Origin of the sequence: Cytobacillus sp. FSL R5-0377 (assembly GCF_038004385.1) — a bacterium.
GTDB lineage: Bacteria > Bacillota > Bacilli > Bacillales > Cytobacillaceae > Cytobacillus.
On sequence record NZ_JBBORA010000001.1, the window covers coordinates 4,219,922 to 4,241,266 of the forward strand.

Annotated in this window: 18 protein-coding genes; 16 read left to right on the plus strand and 2 right to left on the minus strand. The window is 41.8% G+C overall.

Annotated elements, in window-relative coordinates; all coding sequences use genetic code 11:
- The first annotated feature begins 147 nt into the window (after positions 1-147).
- From NSQ49_RS21540 to NSQ49_RS21550, 3 genes are all read left to right on the plus strand, one after another.
- Positions 148-555 carry a hypothetical protein gene (locus tag NSQ49_RS21540; RefSeq protein WP_159862819.1) on the plus strand — a complete coding sequence of 136 codons (408 nt, stop codon included), beginning with the start codon at positions 148-150 and terminating at the stop codon, positions 553-555.
- Between the two features lie 448 nt (positions 556-1,003).
- A complete protein-coding gene (locus NSQ49_RS21545; protein WP_159862820.1) occupies positions 1,004-1,879 on the plus strand; it encodes a carbon-nitrogen hydrolase family protein in 876 nt (291 codons plus the stop codon).
- A 3-nt stretch (positions 1,880-1,882) separates the two neighbouring features.
- Positions 1,883-2,560, plus strand: a complete 678-nt coding sequence (locus NSQ49_RS21550) for a GNAT family N-acetyltransferase (protein WP_159862821.1) — start codon at positions 1,883-1,885, stop codon at positions 2,558-2,560.
- A 375-nt stretch (positions 2,561-2,935) separates the two neighbouring features.
- Here the strand turns inward: NSQ49_RS21550 and NSQ49_RS21555 are convergent, their stop codons facing one another.
- Complete coding sequence (locus NSQ49_RS21555; RefSeq protein ID WP_159862822.1) at positions 2,936-3,496, minus strand: hypothetical protein; 561 nt, start codon at positions 3,494-3,496, stop codon at positions 2,936-2,938.
- A gap of 93 nt (positions 3,497-3,589) precedes the next feature.
- Between NSQ49_RS21555 and NSQ49_RS21560 the strand changes: the two genes are divergently transcribed.
- The 5 genes from NSQ49_RS21560 (at position 3,590) to NSQ49_RS21580 (ending at position 9,295) form a co-directional block, all read left to right on the plus strand.
- Complete coding sequence (locus NSQ49_RS21560) at positions 3,590-4,192, plus strand: TetR/AcrR family transcriptional regulator (protein WP_159862823.1); 603 nt, start codon at positions 3,590-3,592, stop codon at positions 4,190-4,192.
- 127 nt (positions 4,193-4,319) lie between these two features.
- Positions 4,320-7,286 carry a formate dehydrogenase subunit alpha gene (gene fdhF, locus NSQ49_RS21565; protein ID WP_159862824.1) on the plus strand — a complete coding sequence of 989 codons (2,967 nt, stop codon included), beginning with the start codon at positions 4,320-4,322 and terminating at the stop codon, positions 7,284-7,286.
- Positions 7,279-7,845 carry a DUF1641 domain-containing protein gene (locus NSQ49_RS21570; RefSeq protein WP_251283998.1) on the plus strand — a complete coding sequence of 189 codons (567 nt, stop codon included), beginning with the start codon at positions 7,279-7,281 and terminating at the stop codon, positions 7,843-7,845. Before fdhF ends, NSQ49_RS21570 begins: the two co-directional genes overlap by 8 nt.
- Positions 7,846-8,056: 211 nt before the next feature.
- Positions 8,057-8,962 (plus strand): HD domain-containing phosphohydrolase, encoded by a 906-nt coding sequence (locus tag NSQ49_RS21575; protein ID WP_251283997.1) that lies wholly within the window; start codon positions 8,057-8,059, stop codon positions 8,960-8,962.
- A gap of 12 nt (positions 8,963-8,974) precedes the next feature.
- Positions 8,975-9,295, plus strand: coding sequence for an 8-amino-7-oxononanoate synthase (locus NSQ49_RS21580; protein ID WP_159862827.1), 321 nt, complete (start codon positions 8,975-8,977; stop codon positions 9,293-9,295).
- A 77-nt stretch (positions 9,296-9,372) separates the two neighbouring features.
- Here the strand turns inward: NSQ49_RS21580 and fdhD are convergent, their stop codons facing one another.
- Positions 9,373-10,170 (minus strand): formate dehydrogenase accessory sulfurtransferase FdhD, encoded by a 798-nt coding sequence (gene fdhD / locus NSQ49_RS21585; RefSeq protein WP_251283996.1) that lies wholly within the window; start codon positions 10,168-10,170, stop codon positions 9,373-9,375.
- Positions 10,171-10,346: 176 nt separating this feature from the next.
- Between fdhD and NSQ49_RS21590 the strand changes: the two genes are divergently transcribed.
- The 8 genes from NSQ49_RS21590 to NSQ49_RS21625 all read left to right on the plus strand — a co-directional run bounded on the left by NSQ49_RS21590 (position 10,347) and on the right by NSQ49_RS21625 (position 21,331).
- A complete protein-coding gene (locus NSQ49_RS21590) occupies positions 10,347-10,706 on the plus strand; it encodes a DUF2294 domain-containing protein (protein WP_035329572.1) in 360 nt (119 codons plus the stop codon).
- Positions 10,707-11,027: 321 nt separating this feature from the next.
- Complete coding sequence (locus tag NSQ49_RS21595) at positions 11,028-12,380, plus strand: C40 family peptidase (protein ID WP_251283995.1); 1,353 nt, start codon at positions 11,028-11,030, stop codon at positions 12,378-12,380.
- 772 nt (positions 12,381-13,152) lie between these two features.
- The gene (locus NSQ49_RS21600) at positions 13,153-13,845 is read left to right on the plus strand and encodes a FadR/GntR family transcriptional regulator (protein WP_251283994.1); all 693 of its coding nucleotides are present in this window, start codon (positions 13,153-13,155) and stop codon (positions 13,843-13,845) included.
- 62 nt (positions 13,846-13,907) lie between these two features.
- Positions 13,908-15,230 carry an FAD-binding oxidoreductase gene (locus NSQ49_RS21605; RefSeq protein WP_251283993.1) on the plus strand — a complete coding sequence of 441 codons (1,323 nt, stop codon included), beginning with the start codon at positions 13,908-13,910 and terminating at the stop codon, positions 15,228-15,230.
- Positions 15,231-16,589, plus strand: a complete 1,359-nt coding sequence (locus tag NSQ49_RS21610) for a (Fe-S)-binding protein (protein WP_159862832.1) — start codon at positions 15,231-15,233, stop codon at positions 16,587-16,589.
- Positions 16,586-18,046, plus strand: coding sequence for an FAD-linked oxidase C-terminal domain-containing protein (locus NSQ49_RS21615; protein WP_159862833.1), 1,461 nt, complete (start codon positions 16,586-16,588; stop codon positions 18,044-18,046). The genes NSQ49_RS21610 and NSQ49_RS21615 overlap by 4 nt, the downstream gene beginning before the upstream one ends.
- A 183-nt stretch (positions 18,047-18,229) precedes the next feature.
- Complete coding sequence (locus NSQ49_RS21620; protein ID WP_159862834.1) at positions 18,230-20,407, plus strand: malate synthase G; 2,178 nt, start codon at positions 18,230-18,232, stop codon at positions 20,405-20,407.
- Positions 20,408-20,551: 144 nt separating this feature from the next.
- Positions 20,552-21,331: a fumarylacetoacetate hydrolase family protein gene (locus tag NSQ49_RS21625; protein ID WP_159862835.1), complete on the plus strand. Its 780-nt coding sequence runs from the start codon at positions 20,552-20,554 to the stop codon at positions 21,329-21,331.
- Positions 21,332-21,345: the final 14 nt, after the last annotated feature.

A 21,345-nucleotide genomic window follows, 5' to 3' on the forward strand; every position in this document is an offset into this window, starting at 1 on the left:
ATAGATATATCCAATTTAAACCCTGGTTATTGCCCAGGGTTTTTCAATGTCATTTCCATAAGTTCTTCTTTTCTCTGTATGTTTGTCCATTCCATTAATTAAGCATATACATAATATAGGGTAGAAACTATGAAAGGCAGGTTTATTATGGATCAACCTACTAAAAAGAATGATTCTCTTGAGAATTCGGACAATCTGGAAAAGCTGGCAGGGGAACTGCTGAAATACGGACAGAATTTAGATTTTAATTCATTATTGAGTTTGGCCGGTAAAATTATTAATGATGATTCTATATTGAATCTTTCAGAAGGTATAAAGGTAAGTGAGGAAAAAGCGGCAGTGGATGAAACCGGGGAAAATGGAGACACCGAATACCTAAAGAAACAAATGGCATCTCTAAGAGCCGAGATGGCAGCATTAAAAAAAGAGGTCAGTGAATTAAAAAGGCAAAATGAATCCCTGATTGGCATTTATACGAGACTAGTTAAAGCAGCAAACCAAGATTTTCAAAAAGGGATGGGGCTCATTACAGGATTAAGCAAGCTATTAAAATAAGGGTTAAAAGCATTGCTTTATAAAAGTGATGCTTTTTTTTGGCTGTTTTCGAAAAGTTTATTGGTTTGTCATAACTTAGTTAATTTGCTGAGTTGATCTTCGCTGCGTGGCTGGGGAAGCTTATTCAATGCCCTGCAGAAGGAGATGGAAGTGTGAGACCCTGCAGGCTAGCCGAGGAGGCCCGCATGCCTCCCCGCGGGTTCGCTGCGTGCCTGGAGAAGAAATCAACTGGCAAAATTAAAAGAGACTTTGTTTACCATGGTATTTTTTTAGTTTACTAAACTCCAAACCAAATTGAAAAAATGTCTGTTTTGTTAAATAAAATACCGTGAAATAAAAAATTTCGAAATCCGATAAAAAAGTATTGTGCAAGGCTGGAAAATCATTGATAATCTTTTAAAGATAGAGTGTTACTCATCTATACATTTTTTTGATGAGGGGGAGTACATTGAAAATTCGTGTATCCGCTGTGCAGTATCATTTGCACACCATTCGTTCATTTGAAGAGTTTGCAAGCCAATGTGAGCATTATATTAAAACTGCCCAGGAGTTTGGATCTGAGTTTGTTTTATTTCCTGAATTTTTCACTACACAGCTTTTGTCGATAGGAAGCGAGCAGGGAACAAGTCTGACCATTAACGAACTGCCCGGTTTTACTGAACAATATAAAAACTTATTTTCTGATTTTGCTAAACAGACAAACATGCATATAATCGGCGGTACCCACGTTATTAACAGAGATGGACGCCTTTATAATACGGCACATTTATTTTATCCAGATGGGCGAATAGAAGAGCAGGCTAAACTGCACATCACGCCAACCGAAGTCCATGAGTGGAACATGTCACCTGGCGAAGGCCTGCGTGTATTTGATACAGATAAAGGCAGAATAGCCATTCTGACATGCTATGACATTGAGTTTCCTGAAATTGTCCGTTTGGCAAAAGCAAAAGGAGCAGATGTTATTTTCTGCCCTTCCTGTACAGACGACCGTCATGGGTTCCACCGTGTACGCTATACAAGCCATGCAAGAGCGATTGAGAATCAGGTGTATGTTGTGGTTACAGGAACAATTGGTTCACTTCCTACTGTCGACTTTATGCGAGCCAATTTCGGCCAGGCAGCTGTCATTACACCTAATGATATCCCATTTCCGCCAAAGGGGATTATGGTGGAAGGCGAGCTGAATGATGATATGATTGTGACAGCGGACCTTGATCTCAGCCTTTTATATGAAGTCCGTGAGCGCGGTTCGGTTACGACCTGGCGCGACCGCAGGACCGACTTGTATGTAGATTGGGAAAAAGAAAATATCGAAGGTTAACAAATGGCCTATCGAAGCGAATTTTTTGTGTTTGACGGGGGTAAGCCGGTGCCGGCTGTAATCAGGAATTATACGAAAGAGGATTTCGATCAGTTAATTGACATACAGGCGGAATGCTTTCCGCCGCCATTTCCTTCAGATTTATGGTGGAATCAGAAGCAATTAGCAAATCATGTGGAACTTTTTCCTGAGGGGGCACTATGCATTGAGGCAGATGGAGCAGTAGCAGGGTCCATAACCGGGCTGATTATTGATTTTGATCCTGCCCGCCCGGAGCATACATGGGAAGAAATAACCGACAGCGGCTATATCCGCAATCATAAACCTCAAGGGAATACATTATATATTGTCGATATAAGCGTCAGGCCCCGTTTCCGTAAGCTTGGTCTTGGAAAAATTTTGATGCAGTCTATGTATCAGACTGTTATTAACTTAGGGCTTGACCGGCTGCTAGGCGGAGGACGGATGCCTGGCTACCATAAATGTGCACCTGATATGTCACCTGAAGACTATCTTCAGCAATTAATCGAGGGAAAAAAGCAGGATCCAGTCATTACATTTTTGCTGAGGTGCGGACGGACACCTCTTTGTGTTGTGGAGAATTACTTAGAAGATGATGAATCTCTAAATTTCGGCGCGTTGATGGAATGGAAGAATCCTTTTAAGGAAAACCGAATATAATTGTAAGAAAGCCCTTTTTTGAAGGGCTTTTTAATTTGAAGTTTAGCGGGCACAATGAAAAGGTAAAGATATCATAATGATGGACAAACCGAAATGAGGGATTCGTTTATGGGTGTGAAAAGAATAATAAAAGCCCTTATCGTAAAGAAAGGTGCAACTTTAGTGAGAAAGTATGTTGTCCCGGCAGTAAAAAGAAAGCTGAAAAACAGGAGATAGAGACATCTGCTATGCAAGGTGTTCTTCTGTTCAAAAGCCTTAAAGGAAAGGCACTTATCTGAGAAATATTCGGAGTGCCTAATCAAAATCCTTTAAGCAGGGATTCGAACAAGTCTATCAATTTTCCATACAAAAAGCTGCCTTTAAAAGGGCAGCTTTTTAAGTGACAGAGTTATTGTGATTTTCAGGTTTAACTTTCCGCGGCCAAACCGTATAGCTGAAGCTGATGACAAAATCTATAGCCAGAACGAAGGTCCACGTTCTAATAATACCCCAGAGGTTTTTTGTTTGCTCTGAATTTCCTATAAAGAAAATCATCGCAAATAACAATGCCAATCCAATACTCCAAGCGAGGAGGTGTCTATACCAGCCGTTTCTTTCTCTTCTGGCATGTTCACTGCCGAATTTTGGAGGCTTTGACGGTCTGGGTCCATTCCCAAACTTATAGGCAAACCTTTCGTCTGCCCAATGAATCATAGATTTTCCGAAGGCAATGGTTGCACCGATATATATTGCTGCAATGCCATGGAAAATCCCGGCTTCGGCTCCTCTGTGCAAATCAATGGTGGTTGCTGTGAGCAGAATCAAATCAATCAGAGGTGTGCAAAGCAATAGCAGACTGCTTAATGTCTTTTTTTTCAAAATATATCTTGCAGTTAAACCTGCCATAACGAAAATCCAAAACCCAATCTCACAGGCAATAATCAGCCAGCCGATCATTATTCCACATCCCTTTTTTTATTTAATACAGTTGTATTATAAAATAATATAACACATCTGTATTAAAAAAACAATTGATGCTATAATATATACATGCCTAAAAAAGTTGACCATGAAAATCAAAAACATTTATTAGCACAAGCTGCATGGCGGGTGATCCAAAAAAATGGTATAGAAGGAGCTTCTGTCCGGAAGATAGCAGAAGAAGCTGGTTTATCAGCAGGCTCACTTCGCCACTATTTTTCAAATCAAAATGAGTTATTGGCTTATTCCATGAATTTAGTATCAGAAAGGGTGAAAACAAGAATTCAGCATGCATCGTATACGGATGATCATTTTGAAAATATGATACTGATGCTCGGGGAGCTGCTTCCTTTAGATGAAGAACGGAGATTGGAAATGGAAGTCTGGATTGCTTTTAATATAAAAGCTCTTGTTGACCCAGCTCTTGCTGAACTTAGCAGCCGGGTATACCAGGAAATGAAGGAGGGCATCCGAAGGGTTATTGAGGGGATGAAGAACATGGGCTTATCCAGCTCTGGTTTGAATATTGAAGAAGAGGCAGAGCGTCTTCATGCCCTGATTGACGGTCTTGCCCTTCATGGTGTTATGAAGCCTGCCCTTTTTACCGAAGATAAAATGAAAGGGATCCTTAGAAGGCACTTGTCATCATTATGTGCAAATAAAAACAGCTGAACATACAGCTGTTTTTATTATTGTCTTTTTTTAGAATGCCTGGACAGCTCATCCAATATCATTAACTAAACGTTTAATTTTTTCCTGCAAGGGTACTGAAAACCAAAGAAATTGATTCAATGAAAGGATGATTGATTTGCCGCCATCACTCAATATAAAGATAAATGGTATAGAAATGAAGGCAGAGCAGGGTCAAACCGTTTTGCAGTTATTAAATGACAGCTCGATCGAAATCCCTCAGGTTTGCTTCCATCCCAGCCTGGGAGCAATAGAAACCTGCGATACCTGCATTGTTTCCGTTAATGGAGAACTTGTGAGATCATGCTCCACAAAAATTAATGATGGAGACGTAATTGATACGGCTGAACCTGATGTAAAACAGGCACAGACCATTGCCATGGATAAGATTCTTTTTAATCATGAGCTGTATTGTACGGTATGTGATTATAACAACGGCGGATGTGAAATACATAATACGGTTAAAGCGATGAAAATCAATCATCAAAGCATCCCTTTTGATCACAAGCCATATGAAAAAGATGAATCCCATCCATTTTACAGATATGATCCGGATCAGTGCATTCTATGCGGAAGATGCGTTGAAGCCTGTCAGGATGTTCAGGTTACTGAAACCCTTACAATTGATTGGGAGAGGGAGAGGCCAAGAGTTATCTGGGATAATGATGTGCCTATAAACGAGTCCTCCTGTGTATCCTGTGGACACTGTTCCACGGTTTGTCCGTGTAATGCCATGATGGAAAAGGGGATGGAAGGAGAAGCTGGGTTTCTGACAGGCATAGCCAAAAACACTCTTCGTCCAATGATTGAAATCACTAAAAATGTTGAAACAGGATACGGCTCTATCCTGGCAATATCAGATATGGAAGCTGCAATGAGGGAAGAGAAAATTAAAAAGACCAAAACGGTCTGCACATATTGTGGTGTAGGCTGCAGCTTTGATGTATGGACAAAGGGACGTGAAATATTGAAGGTGGAGCCTCAGGCAGAAGCGCCTGCCAATGGAATTTCCACTTGTGTAAAAGGGAAATTTGGCTGGGACTTTGTAAATAGTGAGGAACGATTAACCAAACCGCTAATCAGGGATGGCGATTCATTCCGTGAAGCAGAATGGGACGAAGCTCTTGACTTGATTTCACGAAAGTTTTCGGAAATTAAAGAACAGCATGGTCCGGATGCCTTGAGCTTTATCACATCATCTAAATGCACGAATGAAGAATCGTATTTAATGCAAAAGCTTGGCAGGGGAGTTATAGGCACGAACAATATTGATAATTGTTCAAGATACTGCCAGACTCCTGCAACTGTAGGATTGTTCAGAACTGTTGGTTACGGAGGGGATGCAGGTTCAATTGAAGATATTAAGAATGCGGGTTTAGTATTAATTATCGGATCCAATACATCGGAATCACATCCAGTTCTTTCCACCAGGGTGAAACGAGCCCAGAAGCTTAACGGCCAGAAAGTAATCGTAGCTGACTTGAGGGAACATGAAATGGCAGAGCGATCTGATCTGTTTGTGCGTCCGCGAGCCGGCACTGATATGGTCTGGCTTTCTGCCATTACGAAATACATTATGGACCAGGGATGGGCCGATGGGAAGTTTCTCCAGGAAAAAGTGAATGGTCTTGAATATTTCGCATCAAATCTGGAGAAATATACACTTGAATTTGCAGAAGAAACAACCGGCATATCCAGAGACAATCTAATCAAAATGGCAGAAATGATTCATGAAGCCAATAGTGTTTCTGCATTATGGGCCATGGGTGTCACACAGCATCTTGGCGGCAGTGATACAAGCACAGCCATTTCAAATCTGCTGCTTGTAACCGGCAACTACGCTAAGCCTGGTGCTGGTGCATATCCTTTAAGGGGCCATAATAATGTGCAGGGGGCAGGAGATTTCGGAAGCAGTCCTGATAATTTGCCTGGTTATCAAAAGGTATCAGATCCTGATGTGAGAAAGAAGTTCGAAAGTGCCTGGGGCGTAAAACTTCCAGAAAAATCCGGAATGAACAATCACGAGATGGTGGAAGGAATTCATGAGGGCCAGCTGAAAGCGATGTATCTAAAGGGCGAAGATATGGGTCTTGTGGATTCAAACATCAATTATGTGCAGGCAGCATTTGAGAAGCTTGATTTCTTTGTCGTGCAGGATATCTTCCTGTCCCGTACAGCAGAGTTTGCGGATGTTGTTCTCCCTGCAAGCCCAAGCCTGGAAAAAGAAGGAACATTCACGAACACAGAAAGAAGGATCCAGCGTCTTTATCAGGCATTTGAACCCCTCGGAGATTCAAAGCCGGATTGGCAGATTATTATCGAAGTTGCGAATCGCCTTGGAGCAGGCTGGACGTATACACACCCAAGCGAAGTTATGGCCGAAGCAGCTAAGCTTATGCCTCTTTACGCAGGTGTTACCTATGATAGATTGGAAGGATACAATAGTCTGCAATGGCCAGTAGCTGAGGACGGAACTGACACACCGCTCCTTTATACGGAAGGCTTCCCGTTCCCGGATGGCAAGGCAAGACTTTATCCGGTAGATTGGACTCCTGCTCTTGAATTTCCTGCGGAATATGATATCCATGTCAACAATGGCCGACTCCTTGAGCATTTCCATGAAGGGAATATGACCTATAAATCAAAAGGAATAAGCTCTAAAACACCGGAAGTGTTCCTTGAGGTATCACCTGAACTGGCCAAAGAGCGGGGCTTGAAGGATGGCACGCTTGTTCGCCTGACTTCACCGTATGGCAACGTTAAAGTTAAATGCCTGATAACTGACAGGGTTAAAGGAAAGGAAGTTTACCTCCCTATGAATGATAGAGGCGAAGCAGCCATAAATTTATTAACAAGCAGCTATGCCGATAAGGATACCGATACGCCGGCATATAAGGAAACAAAGGTAAAGCTTGAAATTCTGAGTGAGGAAGGCAGCAATCCACTTCCTAGAATAAATCACCGCTATGGTAATCCGCAGCCGCAAATAGGTGTAAATGTCCAAAAGAAATGGGCACGGAAAGATTACATTTTCCCGGGAGATATGGTGAAAAAGGAGCGGAAGCAGCATGGCTAAAGCGATCAGCAACATTAAGCGTTTTGAGTTAACACATGAGGATCAGCGAAAAAAAGATCTGGAGGAAGTCGAGAATGCCCTCATTAATAATAAGGAACCCATTCTAGAGCTTCTTACAGTAGTTGGACATATGCATGACCGGGGAGTTATCTCTTTATTAAATGGACTATTTGGACAGGGAGATAAAGTTTTGAATGTCCTTGTTAAAGCATTAGACAAGCCAGAAGCTACAAATACAATTAAAAACCTGCTTCTTATGGTTGGCACCCTGGGTACCATTAATGTCCAGCAGCTTGAACCCTTACTGTTAAAAGTAAATTCAGGTATTGCGCGTGTGGCGGATTATAAAGATACGGATGAAAAAACAAGCTACTTCGATCTTGTAAAGGCATTGAAAGATCCAGAAGTCAATCGGGCAGTTACACTCCTGCTCACCTTCTTAAAAGGAATGGGAGAAGATATAAGCGAAATGGAAAGAAACACCCAGCTGCCCGAAGACCAGGAAATGCACAAAATGGAGAAAAATGAAAGAGATGTACCTCCTAACAAAAGAGAATGACAGTAAGCCAGTGACTGCTTTCGGGTCACTGGCTTTTTTTATATAAATAGGTATATAGAATCAATTTTTTACAATATTATCTTCATAAACAAATATATTGCAGAATTTTGTGGAAAAATGGAAAATCATGTACTAGAATTGCAATATAGGATAGATAGGAGAAACCCAATACATACATTATTTGTGATGGTATTAGAAAGAGGGTAATAAAGTGGGCATCATAAATGAAGATAGTTTCATTGAAACAGTCCACATGAAAGGGTTGCAAATCTCTCTGATTGCATCGGGAGACGGGACAGAGATTATTTACCATAAGCTTGAAACGGATGCCAGGTGGGGACTGGAACCATTAGAAGGCGGCGGAACACTTGAATTCATTCATATGCTTTCCGGTGAAATGCTCTTAAAAGATTCTAATGGGGAGAAAACACTCAAAGCTGGTGATTCCTTTCAAAGATGCCCAGTAACTGAACATCATATTTTTCAATCAATAGGTCAATCTGAATTTTTATATGTAACATCCAATCCAGTTTTCCATTACTACAGCAGAGTGACAAATGAATTAAGAGAATTGGTTATATCTATTGAAGAGACAGACGGATATACAAGCGACCATTGCGATAGAATTACAAAAATGTCTATGGTTATGGCAGACGAGCTAAAGTTAAATTCCCGTCAAATTTTAAAACTTAATCTTGCTGCATTTTTGCATGATATTGGAAAAGTAAAGGTGCCGATCGACATTCTTCAAAAACCGGGGAAATTATCCTCTGTTGAGTGGGAGGTAATGAAACAGCACACGACCTTTGGGCGTGAAATTTTGCAGGAAACTGGTTTGCCGAGTTTAATAGAAGCAGGCGAAGTGGTTGAACAGCACCATGAAAGATATGATGGCACTGGCTATCCCAAAGGCCTTAAAGGGGATCAAATCACTATAGAGGCAGCAATTATTTCAGTTGTAGATTCATTTGATGCGATGACTACTGACCGGGTTTATCAGAAAGGCAGAAGCGTATCTGAAGCGTTAAATGAAATTAAAAATAATCGTGGTACTATGTACAATCCAGTTGTTGTAGATTCATTTTTTAAGATAAAAGACAAATTAATTAAAATTTAAGGGGGATGAAAAATGAAGAAAACAGCATTTGTACTAGTAAGTTTAATGTTTTTACTTGTATTCAACGCAAAAACATCAGAGGCTGCATATTTACCTGAATATGATAAATATGTAGAAGTGTCATACGAGGAAGCCAGGTATATTGCCGATTTAATGGGTCTTCAAGGTTATGAGCTGGGAGAAGAGACAGCAAGATTGTCATTTGAATTGCAGGAAAGATTGATCTTAAAGATAGAAAAAGTGCTGAAAACGGAAATTGACCATTATTACATCTGGTTAACTGTAGATGGTGAAACGGTTCTGGGCATTGACCCTCCACATCCAATGTTTTAAGAGTATGCAAGTTAAAGCTATGCTTTAACTTGCTTTTTAATTTACTGGCATTGCTGGCGAATAGGTGTGGAAACCCTCTATTTAGCTTTTTTCTCAAAAACTATTCTTTCAGGATGAGAATATACATTAAAGGACATACCGCGAATAAAGCCAACTGCTGTAATATTAAGGTCTTCAGCCAGTTTGATGGCTAAATCAGTCGGTGCTGATTTTGATAGAATGATGCCAACACCAATCTTAGAGGCTTTTAGCAGAACTTCAGAAGAGATTCTGCCGCTGAATGCAATGACTTTATCCCTTACAGGAATCCTGTTCTCAATGCAATAACCGAGGATTTTATCCAAAGCATTATGCCGGCCAATGTCTGTTCTGCTGAGAATCATTTCCTCTGAAGAAAATAATGCCGCATTATGCACTCCGCCTGTTTCGCGAAAAGTCGTGCTGCCATCCTGAAGCTGCTGCATAAATGATATACACTGGCTGGGAGTCAGGGTAAGCTTTGATGTTGAAGTCCTGGCTGTTCTGGCATCGTTATGAAAGTAAAATTGCCTGCTTTTTCCGCAGCATGAACCAATAAAACGTTTAGAGTGAAATTCATGACTGGCTGTAGAGGTTTGGGTATGTAATTCCACATAAGCAAAACCCTTGCTTTCATCTATTTGAAGACTCTTTATTTCGTCATATCTTCTTATAAAGCCTTCAGAAGCCAAAAAGCCAATTGCCAATTCCCTAATGTTAGAAGGGCTGCAAACCATTGTTGCGAACTCTTCTCCGTTGAGATAAATTGTGAGCGGATGTTCTAAGACAATAGAATCTTCTGCTTCCTGCAGAACATCATTCTCAAATCTGACAATTTTTCTGCTGCTGATATCCATATAATCCCCCCTAGAACCTATCGACTAACAAAATATTAGCATATAATTTGAGTAATACAAGATATTAAGATTGTATGGTTTGACATTAATTGTATTAATTGATTAACTAATTAAAGAGAATACGGGCTTGTATAAGTGAGATTATACATGAAATAAGGGTATATGAGGGCTGGAATATGAACAAATATGAAGCTGAATTCAGTAACTTAGTGCGTTCCTTCCGAAAGAAACATATGGGCAAAGGACCAAGCAAGGTTAGGACTACCTTCTGCAAAAATTGGGCTATATGTGAAATGGAAGGTAACTTATCTCCTGTGGAGAAATTTATAGCGAGTGCAGACGAAGGTAAACAAATGCTTCGGGCTGCCAGAACAGAGATGGTAAAGGAAATGTATAAAAAAAATCGGCCGGCAGAAATGGAAGACTTTTTGCAGGCAAGGCTTATAGACCTTTTTGTGGATATTGATATAGAACGGGATTTTGGAATGTCAGTATTTGTATTCGATCAGGACATTCAAAGCAAGTTTATGGAATAAAAAGGCTGGAATCTGGAAGATTTATTCTGGATTTCAGTCTTTTTTATTTTTCTGGGCATCCGGCAAACAACTCACGTCTGATATTTCCATTGCGCAAAATAGGGAATTATGTCATAGGGAGTTGGCGAAAAAAGGGGTTTAATGTCATGTTTGAAATATCTTTGTAATATAACTATAACAAGTCTGTCAAATAATGATGGTATAATCCTCCATAGAAAGCCAAATTTACTAGAGAACATCAATTGGGAATTTACATAGATAAATAGTTTTATATAATCCACGGCCGTTTAATAGACCGAGTACATATTAGAAAGCAGGGTAATGACTTTGAAAAAAAGGCTCCTCGTTTTAAATACGACAATTATTCTTGGGCTTGGAAGTGCTTTTTCCATCCCTGGTGTGAATGCGGAATCGATCGATAAATTGGAAAGTCAAAAAAGCCAAATCCAGCAGGAGCGCTCCAGCCTGCAGGCAATACTCGCTGAAGCCGATAAGGAATTAGCTAGTGTCCTTAAAGAAGCTGCTGAGCTAAATGCAAAGATTGCTAAAATCGAAAAAGCAATAGAAGATAATAATAAATTAATAGCAGAAACGGAAACGAATATTGCCAGCACAAAAGCCGAAGTAGATCAATTGAAGGCAGAAATGGCGATCATTGAGGAAAGAATCGAAAAGAGAAGCGCCATCTTAAAACAGCGTGCACAATCTTTTCAGGAAAGCGGCGGGACTGTCGCATACCTTGATGTTCTTCTTGGGGCTACCAGCTTCAGTGATTTCGTTGACCGTGTGGGTGCAGTAACTACGTTTGTACAGGCAGACAAACAATTACTGGAGGAACAGGAAGCGGATAAAAAAGCTTTCGAGGAAAAGAAAGCTGCAGTGGAAGAAGAACTGGCAGGATTGAATAGCATGATGACTGAATTAAAAGGCATGCAATCTTCCATGGAAGAGCAAAAAAATCAAAATAGCTCATTAATCCAGCAGTTAAAAGAAAAGGAAAATACGATTGCTGACAAAAAGGCAAAGCTGCGCAGTGAAGATGCTAAATATGCTTCTATGATTGCTCAAATTGAACAAAGTATTGCTGCGCAAACAGCACCAGTACAGGCAGTTGCTTCAGTGTCATCATCATCAGCTACTTCTGATTCAGCATCATCAGGCTCAACATCAGTAGAAGCGGGTTCATCTTCAAAAGGCTCAGCTGCTGTCAGTAAGAAAAAACCTGCTGCCCAGAAATCAAAAGGCTCCAGTACCTCTGCTCCAAAGCCAAGCGTCAAGGGCGGAAACGCTATTAGCATCGTTACAACTGCAGGCAATAAATATATCGGTAATTCCGTTTATGTGTTTGGCGGAGGCAGAAATGCTTATGATATCGCTAATGGAAGATTCGATTGCTCAGGCTTTGTACATTGGGCATTCTCCCAGGCTGGAATTAGTGTAGGAGCCAGCACAGATTCTCTTAAATTTGCCGGACGCCAAGTTTCAGCAAGCGAGATGAGAGCGGGAGATCTTGTATTCTTTAACACCTATAAGACAGACGGCCATGTAGGCATCTACCTTGGCGGCGGAAAATTTATCGGTTCCCAAGACTCTACGGGTGTCGCGATTGCAAATATGTCCAGCGGCTATTGGAAAACTCACTTTAGTGGCCGTGTTGTACGTATAATAGAATAGTAAAATGAACCTGACTGACATGTGAAGACGTGTTAGTCAGGTTTTTTTGTTATGTTTGTATTTGAGTTCAAAGGAGACTCAGGTTCTGACACAAGATGCGAGATTTGCTTATTTAGTGTCAGAAGTAGGCTCAGGTTCGGACACAAGAGGCATGATTTGCTCATTTAGTGTCAGAAGTAGGGTGAGTTTCGGACACAAAATACGAGGTTTGTTTATTTAATGTCAGAAGAAGGTTCAGGTTCGGACACAAAATACGAGATTTGCTGATTTAGTGTCAGAAGTAGGCTCAGGTTCGGACACCAGTGACGTGATTTACTGATTTAGTGTCAAAAGTAAGCTCAGGTTCGGACACAAGAGGCATGATTTGCTCATTTAGTGTCAGAAGAAGGTTCAGGTTCGGACACAAGAGGCATGATTTGCTGATTTAGTGTCAGAAGCAGGTTCAGGTTCGGACACGAGATGCGAGATTTGCTCATTTAGTGTCAGAAGCAGGTTCAGGTTCGGACACAAGATACGAGCAATTTGCTCATTTTGTGTCAGAAGCAGGTTCAGGTTCGGACACAAAATACGGGATTTGCTCCTTCTGTGTCTGAACAATACCCTGGTCCGGACCGGCTCCTCACAAGCTATCCAACTCCCTCGACTCTCAAAACAACTTAATTTTTAATAAATTCAAAATATTTTATTGATTAAAACAATTGAGCATGCTTAAATAGTAAATAACAAATAACTTATCTGATATGTGATGTCTGCAAAGGAAGGGGGAGTGAGTATGAATGTAAAAAAGATCTCAACACGCAAAATCTCGGAAATTGCTGCAGAGCAAATTGAAGATATGATTGTAAAAGGATCATTTAGCCCTGGAGATAAGCTCCCTTCTGTAAGAGAGTTGTGTGAATTATTTGGTGTTGGACGGTCAGCTGTCAGAGATGCTCTAACTTCTTTGCAGGGTAAAGGTATAGTGCAGGTTAAGCAGGGGGAAGGGACTTATATAACCCGGTTTGATTCTTCCAAGCTGTTTAATAATCCGCATTTGCATCCCGACATTAAAGACATCCAGGAGTTGTTTCAGGCAAGAAAAATGGTGGAAACAGGGCTTGCTGAAATGGCAGCTTCAAATCGTTCGGAAGAGGATTTGGAAATGATGAAGAGGCTTATTTCCGATGAAGCTATCCATGGATGGGAGGAGGATTACCAGTTTCATATGGTGATTGCCCGTGCAGCAGGCAATAATATCCTCATTCAATTTGTGCAATTTATTTCTGAAACATTAAAAAAGTCCATGATAGACTTTCACCATTATCTTGAAACAAGGTCTGACATGGCGAGAAAGATTGAGGAGCAGCATTTGGAAATCTATTTGTCTATTAAAAATAAGCAGCCGAATCAGGCACATAAAAACATGGTTGACCATTTGGAGTTGGTTGAGAAGCTTTTGCAGATGAGTATCCTTCAGGAACAATGATGTTTTTTTAAATATAATTAAAAACCTTGTTTGTTATTACGAAACAAAAGGCGGTGGATAGATTGATTGCAGCAGAGTCGATAAGTATTTTAAAAACAATTTTTAGAGAGAACCAGATAGTTCATAATGAATCTTCAAACTTATTTGGCAATTCAGGAGATATGGTTGTTTACCCTGAAACTGAAGAAGAAATTGCAGCTTTGCTAAAGCATGCAGGTTCGAATGGTTTAACCATCAACATTATGGGAGGCGGCACTAAACGAGGGTTCGGAGGATCAATCGAAAAAACGGATATTCTTTTATCGCTTGAGAACTTTACAGGGATTGTAGAACATACGCCTGGTGATATGACGTTAACAGTAAAAGCCGGAACTCGCTTTAAAGACCTTCAGGATCATCTGGCAAAGCATAATCAAAAAATATCTCTTGATCCCTTTTGGCCTGAAAATGCCACTATTGGCGGAATCATTGCAGCTAATGTAAGCGGACCCAAAAGATTGGGCTACGGTTCAGCCCGTGATGCAGTTATTGGATTAAGGACTGTATACCCGGATGGAAAAGTAATAAGATCCGGGGGAAGAGTCGTAAAAAATGTGGCCGGCTATGATATGAATAAACTATTTATAGGGGCAATGGGCACGCTTGGCGTCATTTCTGAAATCACCTTAAAGCTCCGTCCTATACCAAAATGCGAGAGTCTGGTTCTTGTTTCCTTTCCAAAAGGGAATCTGGAGGAAATAAAATCTTTTGCAGTGAAGGTGTTGGATTCTATGATTGAACCTGTCTCACTTGAGCTGCTGAATCCCGCACTTTCTGATAAGCTTGCCGGAATAAACGCCTACACTATTGCATTGAGTTTTGAAGATGTCGAAAGCTCTGTTCGCTATCAGGAGGAATTCGTGAGTAATCTGACTCCTGATGATGCTGAATTGTTTATATATCAGAAGAAAAAAGCGGAATTGTTTTGGCAGCAATTTTACAGGCATACCCCTAATGGGGCAGACTCTGAATTGCCAATTCAAACAGAAGCCTCCCTTAAAATTGGAACGGTAAATCTTGACGCAGTAAAAGTATTAAAGGAAACGGAACTGCTCCAGGATCAATTCAATGTAAAAATTGAATCGCATGGCGGTTTGGGCCATGGATTGAGCCAAGTAACCATTAGAGGTGCAGAGTCTGATATCGCTAATGCGGCTGCACATGTAAGGGATATTGCTGATAAAACCGGCGGCTATGCGATTGTCACCCATCTTCCATTCGAGCTCAGGAAAAAAATCGATGTATGGGGCAGTCAACCTTCTTATTTCTTTTTGCTTCAGGGGATTAAAGCAAAGGTCGACCCAAATAAAACCTTAAGCCCAAATCGATTCATAGGAGGGATATAAATGAGTGTGCGGGAACTCGATTTAAAGCAAGAACCGCCATGTACGTCAGGATTAGGGAACTATTTATGGAGCGATCCGCCAGATGAAAAGAAATGGGCAGACTGTGTCCATTGCGGCATGTGTCTGGAATCATGCCCGACATATGAACAGACAGGCCAGGAGCAGCATTCACCAAGGGGCCGGGTCCACTTAATCAAATCGGTGGCAGAAGGGAAGCTTCAAGTAAATGAGCAATTCATGGACCCGGTGTTTCAATGTCTGGATTGCCGCGCCTGTACTACTGCATGCCCTGCAGATGTCGATGTTGGCGGCCTAATTGAGGAAGCACGGGGGCAAATCCGTCAGGCAATGCCATTGACAGGTGTAAAAGGAGCCATCAGCAAGTTTTTTCTTCACGACCTTTTCCCTCACCAGAATCGCTTAAATACACTCGGCGGCCTTCTGAAATTCTACCAAAAGAGCGGCTTGCAAAAAGCAGTCCGGAAAACGAAATTAATTAATATTATGCCGCAGCACCTTGCCGATATGGAATCCATCATGCCTGAAGTGAAAACACCAGTAAAAAAGAAATACAAAGACGTAAAAGTAATCAAAGCAAAAGGGGAGACAACGCAGGAAGTTGCCATGCTGACCGGGTGTGTAATGGATGTCATGTTCAGTGATATTAATGAATCCACCATAAATGTCCTGACCCGAAACGGAAGTGATGTTGTCATTCCCCAAAACCAGACTTGCTGCGGAGCCCTGCATGTTCATGCTGGAGACCGTGATATGGGCAGGAAGCTGGCAAAACAGAATATGGAGGCCTTCGAGGACTTTGATAAAGTAATTGTCAATGCTGCAGGATGCGGGTGCATGATGAAGGAATACGCAGAGTTATTTAAGGAAGACCCTGAAATGCATGCAAAAGCTGAAGAGTTTTCTGAAAAAGTGGAGGATATTTCTAAATTTCTTCATGAAACAGGCTATGAAAAGCCAAAGGCTGAGATGAATACAAGAATTACCTACCATGATGCCTGTCATTTAGCACATGGACAGGGAATACGGCAGGAGCCGCGCGATATTCTCCTTGATATTCCCGGTATAGACATGGTTCATATGCCTAATTCAGACCGCTGCTGCGGAAGTGCAGGAATCTACAATATTACTAATCCTGAAATGGCCAATGCGGTACTGGAAAGCAAAATGGAGAATGTTCCCGATGATGTTGAAATGATATCGATGGGTAATCCAGGATGTATGCTTCAGATGGCAATGGGAGTTCAAAAATACGGCAGGAATCAGAAAATTGTCCATACTGTCCAGCTTCTGGACTGGGCTTATCAGAAGGAAGACCGTATGAGGGAGGGAGAAGAATGAAAGCAAAAGACCGGGTCAAATCAAAGGATAAACATATCTTAAATTTGGCGGATATTGTTGGCGGTGCCCGTTCTATTCTTTACCTGAAAGAAGATCTGGTTGCTTACGACTGTGACGGTTTTACAATTCATAAGCACTTGCCCAAAGCAGTCGTCTTTCCTAAAGACACACAAGAAGTGGCGGAGATTGTTAAATATTGCTCTGAAAATAATCTTCCGTTCCTGGCCAGGGGAGCAGGAACTGGGCTAAGCGGTGGAGCTATACCGCTTAATGGTGAAATTATCATCAGTATGGTCAGGATGAAAAAGCTTATCAGCGTGGATCTGGAAAATCGCCGTGCCGTTGTGGAGCCTGGATTTGTTAATCTGAAACTTACTAATTCCATATCCGATAAAGGGTATTATTATGCGCCCGATCCATCCAGCCAATACTGCTGTACCATTGGGGGAAATGTCGCAGAAAATGCCGGCGGTGCACATTGCCTGAAATACGGAGTTACGACAAACCATATTCTGGGGCTTGAAGTGGTCATGCCTAATGGAGAGATAGTGGAGATCGGTAAAGACGGTATTCCGGATGCTCCCGGCTATGATTTGCTTGGTCTGATTACAGGCTCTGAAGGAACACTTGGCATTGTGACTAAAATAACAGTGAGGGTACTGAAAAACCCTGAAGGAAAACAGACAGTCCTAGCCTACTTTGATCGGGTTGAAGATGGAAGCCAGGCAGTATCAGACATTATTTCTGCGGGCATAGTGCCGGCAGCCCTTGAAATGATGGATAAGACTGCTATTGAAGGGGTGGAAGCTGCTGCTTTTCCGGTAGGCCACCCAAAAGATATCCAAGCAGTACTCCTGATCGAGGTCGATGGAATCGCTGCAGGAATTCAGGAACAGATTGACCAGATCCTCGAGGTATGCCGAAAGAGGAATGTACGCGAAGTCCGGGCAGCCGGAAGTGAAGAGGAAAGAGCCAGATGGTGGGCGAACCGTAAGACAGGCTTTGGTGCCATGGGAGCCATTTCTCCAGATTATCTGGTTCAGGATGGTGTCATCCCGCGAAGCAGGCTGCCTGTGGTTTTAAGCAGAATCAATCAGATCAGCAGTGAATCGGGATTGAGGATTGCGAATATTTTCCATGCAGGAGACGGAAATCTTCATCCCCTCGTTCTGTTTGATGCACGTATACCGGGAGAATCAGAGAAAGCGCTGGAAGCCGGAAGCCAATGCCTGAAAGTATGTGCGGATGTTGGAGGAACCATTACTGGTGAACATGGTGTCGGTATTGAGAAGAGGGAAGAAATGAGATTTGTTTTTACAGAAGAAGAAATTGCTGCGCAGACAGAAATCAGGGAAGTCTTTAATCCCGATAATCTTCTGAATGCCGGAAAGCTTTTCCCATCACCGGGCAGATGTGCCGAAGTCAAAAAAGAGATGAAAGCTCAGGCAATTTCATAAGGTTTACCCAGCCTTTCCCGGTGAAAGGCTGGGCATTAAAATAAGATAAGAACAAAATTGTGTGAAAATTATTGAAAATCATTTTAAAAACATGCTATTATTTTTTTAAGAGAAGTTAGGAACGCTGTTTTGTAATAAGAAACAGCGAGTATTGAAAGCATCAATCAAAGGAGGAAATGAATAATGGATAATTATGTAAAAACAGGTAGCCTGCAGGTTGCAAGTGAACTCTATGAATTTATTAATTCGGAGGCACTGCCGGGAAGCGGAGTGGATCAGGAACAATTCTGGTCAGGTTTGGAAGCGCTTATAAATGATCTGACCCCAAAAAATAAAGCATTGCTTGCCAAGCGTGACGAAATTCAGCATCAGCTGAACACATGGCACAGGGAAAACCAGAATTTTGATTTTAATAGCTATAAGTCATTTTTAGAAGAGATTGGCTATCTTGAGCCAATGGCCGAGGAATTAAAAATTACTACAGAAAACGTGGATGATGAAGTAGCAGTAAAGGCAGGGCCGCAATTGGTCGTTCCAGTAAATAACGGGAGATATGCAATCAATGCAGCAAATGCCCGATGGGGAAGCTTATATGATGCTCTTTATGGCACTGATGCAATCAGTGATGAAAATGGTGCACATAGAGACGGCGGATATAACCCTGTCAGGGGAGAAAAGGTTATTGCTTTTGCAAGGGAATTTCTAGATCAAACCGTTCCTCTTTCAAGCGGTTCTCATAAAGAAGCTGTCCAGTACAAAGTGGAGGAGGGTAAGCTTGCAGTTGTTCTGAGCAATGGTGAAACTGCAAATCTTAAAGATGAAGCAAAGTTTGCCGGATATCAGGGAGAGCGGGATCAGCCTTCTGCAGTTCTCTTAAAGAATAATGGCTTATATTTTGAGATTCAGATTGACAGAAGCCACCCGATTGGAAAAACAGATGATGCCGGTGTGAAGGATGTTTTGCTTGAAGCGGCAATTACCACCATTATGGATTGTGAAGATTCAGTAACAGCAGTGGATGCTGAAGACAAGGTCCTTGTATACCGCAACTGGCTCGGTTTAATGAAGGGGGATCTTTCCGCATCCTTCACAAAAGGAGCCAAATCAGTGACACGTACATTAAATCCCGACCGTTCATATGTCTCTCCTGAAGGAAAGGATTTCTCTTTACCTGGACGCTCACTAATGTTTGTCAGGAATGTCGGACATTTAATGTCGATTAACGCCATTTTGGATGCTGAAGGAAATGAAGTGCAGGAAGGAATTCTCGATACGGTAATTACCTCCCTGATTGGCAAGCATACATTGCTTGGAAACGGCCCATATCAAAACTCATCAGAAGGATCCATTTATATCGTTAAGCCAAAAATGCACGGTTCAAAAGAGGTTGCTTTTGCAAACGAGCTATTTGACCGGACTGAAGATCTGCTTGGATTGGAGCGGAATACACTGAAAATTGGTGTAATGGATGAAGAACGCCGTACATCCTTGAATCTTGCAGCATGTATCCGTGAAGTAAAGGAGCGTATTGTTTTCATAAATACTGGATTCCTTGACCGTACCGGGGATGAGATGCATACTTCCATGGAAGCTGGCCCAATGATCCGCAAAAATGACATGAAAGCTACAGCATGGCTAAGAGGCTATGAAAAATCAAATGTCAATACAGGTCTCGAAACAGGATTCCAGGGCCGTGCCCAAATTGGAAAAGGCATGTGGGCTATGCCTGATATGATGGCAGATATGATGGAGCAGAAGATTGGTCATCTGAAAGCTGGGGCCAATACTGCCTGGGTGCCTTCTCCAACTGCTGCTACCCTTCATGCGCTGCACTATCATCAGGTGGAAGTTCAAAGGGTGCAAAACCAGCTGCTGGAGGACATTTCGGATCTTCGTGATGAAATCCTGCAAATACCTGTTGCAGAAAATCCGCAATGGTCTCAAGAGGAAATTCAGGAAGAGCTTGAGAATAATGCGCAAGGTATTCTTGGATATGTGGTCCGCTGGGTTGAGCAGGGCATCGGCTGCTCCAAAGTTCCTGATATCAATAATATTGGTTTGATGGAGGACCGTGCGACATTAAGGATTTCCAGCCAGCATGTTGCGAATTGGCTTCACCATGGCATCTGTACGAAGGAGCAGGTGCTTGAGACACTTAAGAAAATGGCTAAAGTGGTGGATGAACAAAATAGCGGGGATCCTGCATACCGCCCTATGGCAGCGGATTTCGATCAATCGGTTGCATTCCAGGCAGCGTGTGACCTTGTTTTCGAAGGCTATGATCAGCCAAACGGCTATACAGAACCGATTTTGCACAGACGCCGTCTCGAAGCGAAGTCCAAGTATGCTGTTAAGCAGTAATGGTTAAGAGAACAGGGCATGCAAGTGCCCTGTTTTTCTAAGAATCTTTTCGCTAGGTTTGTTATTCTATGTTATCATCTGAAGCGGGAAATCAGCGGACGACATTTAGAGCATTTACTATAGATTGAGGGGAGAGGTATAAATATGAAATTTACAAGATTTGAAGTTAATGGGGCAGTGCATGAAGGAGTATTGGAAGAAGGTATTTTAAAAGGAATTAAAGGTAATATTTTTGAAGATTGGGAGTATACCGGCCAAAGCTTTTCACAAAATGAAGCTAAATTGCTTGCACCGCTGGTTCCTAATCAGATCATTGGTATTGGCGCCAACTATGTGTCCGAGAAATCGGATCTCCCTGAGACACTCCCTGATATTCCTGTATTCTTCTTCAAGCCTGTATCTTCTGTTATCGGGCCTGAGGAGAATATTATCATCCCTGAAGGCGTTGAAGAGGTTAAATTTGAATCAGAACTGGCTGTAGTCATTGGCAGAGAAGCCAAAAATGTAGCAGAGTCAGATGTACTTGACTATGTTTTCGGATACACAGTGGGGAATGATGTGACTGCTCCGCAATTTTTCCATAATGATGGGCATTGGACCATTGGCAAATCCTTTGACAGCTTTACTCCGCTTGGCCCTGTAATAGAAACGGAACTAAATCCGTTTCAAGTAAAGGTTGAGGCAAAGTTAAATGGCTCAGAAAAGCAAAACAGCAGCACAGATCTCATGATTATCCCGATCCGAAAAATGATTTCTTATCTGTCTAATGTCATGACACTGAAGCCGGGTGACGTGATTCTTACTGGAAGTCCGGTTGGAGCTGAGATGGTCAGGTCGGGCGATGTTATTGATTGTGAAATCAAAGAGATTGGTACACTGCGAAATACATTTGCAGTGGCACGTGAAAGCGCAAAAACGGTATAATTCAAGTGAATTGA

What these genes read in the sequence shown, in the direction of transcription:
- NSQ49_RS21540 (WP_159862819.1), top strand. Translation starts at nt 148, where the DNA reads ATGGATCAACCTACTAAAAAGAATGATTCTCTTGAGAATTCGGACAAT.
- NSQ49_RS21550 (WP_159862821.1), top strand. Translation starts at nt 1,883, where the DNA reads ATGGCCTATCGAAGCGAATTTTTTGTGTTTGACGGGGGTAAGCCGGTG.
- NSQ49_RS21555 (WP_159862822.1), bottom strand. Translation starts at nt 3,496, where the DNA reads ATGATCGGCTGGCTGATTATTGCCTGTGAGATTGGGTTTTGGATTTTC.
- NSQ49_RS21560 (WP_159862823.1), top strand. Translation starts at nt 3,590, where the DNA reads ATGCCTAAAAAAGTTGACCATGAAAATCAAAAACATTTATTAGCACAA.
- fdhF (WP_159862824.1), top strand. Translation starts at nt 4,320, where the DNA reads ATGATTGATTTGCCGCCATCACTCAATATAAAGATAAATGGTATAGAA.
- NSQ49_RS21570 (WP_251283998.1), top strand. Translation starts at nt 7,279, where the DNA reads ATGGCTAAAGCGATCAGCAACATTAAGCGTTTTGAGTTAACACATGAG.
- NSQ49_RS21580 (WP_159862827.1), top strand. Translation starts at nt 8,975, where the DNA reads ATGAAGAAAACAGCATTTGTACTAGTAAGTTTAATGTTTTTACTTGTA.
- fdhD (WP_251283996.1), bottom strand. Translation starts at nt 10,170, where the DNA reads ATGGATATCAGCAGCAGAAAAATTGTCAGATTTGAGAATGATGTTCTG.
- NSQ49_RS21590 (WP_035329572.1), top strand. Translation starts at nt 10,347, where the DNA reads ATGAACAAATATGAAGCTGAATTCAGTAACTTAGTGCGTTCCTTCCGA.
- NSQ49_RS21595 (WP_251283995.1), top strand. Translation starts at nt 11,028, where the DNA reads ATGACTTTGAAAAAAAGGCTCCTCGTTTTAAATACGACAATTATTCTT.
- NSQ49_RS21600 (WP_251283994.1), top strand. Translation starts at nt 13,153, where the DNA reads ATGAATGTAAAAAAGATCTCAACACGCAAAATCTCGGAAATTGCTGCA.
- NSQ49_RS21610 (WP_159862832.1), top strand. Translation starts at nt 15,231, where the DNA reads ATGAGTGTGCGGGAACTCGATTTAAAGCAAGAACCGCCATGTACGTCA.
- NSQ49_RS21615 (WP_159862833.1), top strand. Translation starts at nt 16,586, where the DNA reads ATGAAAGCAAAAGACCGGGTCAAATCAAAGGATAAACATATCTTAAAT.
- NSQ49_RS21620 (WP_159862834.1), top strand. Translation starts at nt 18,230, where the DNA reads ATGGATAATTATGTAAAAACAGGTAGCCTGCAGGTTGCAAGTGAACTC.
- NSQ49_RS21625 (WP_159862835.1), top strand. Translation starts at nt 20,552, where the DNA reads ATGAAATTTACAAGATTTGAAGTTAATGGGGCAGTGCATGAAGGAGTA.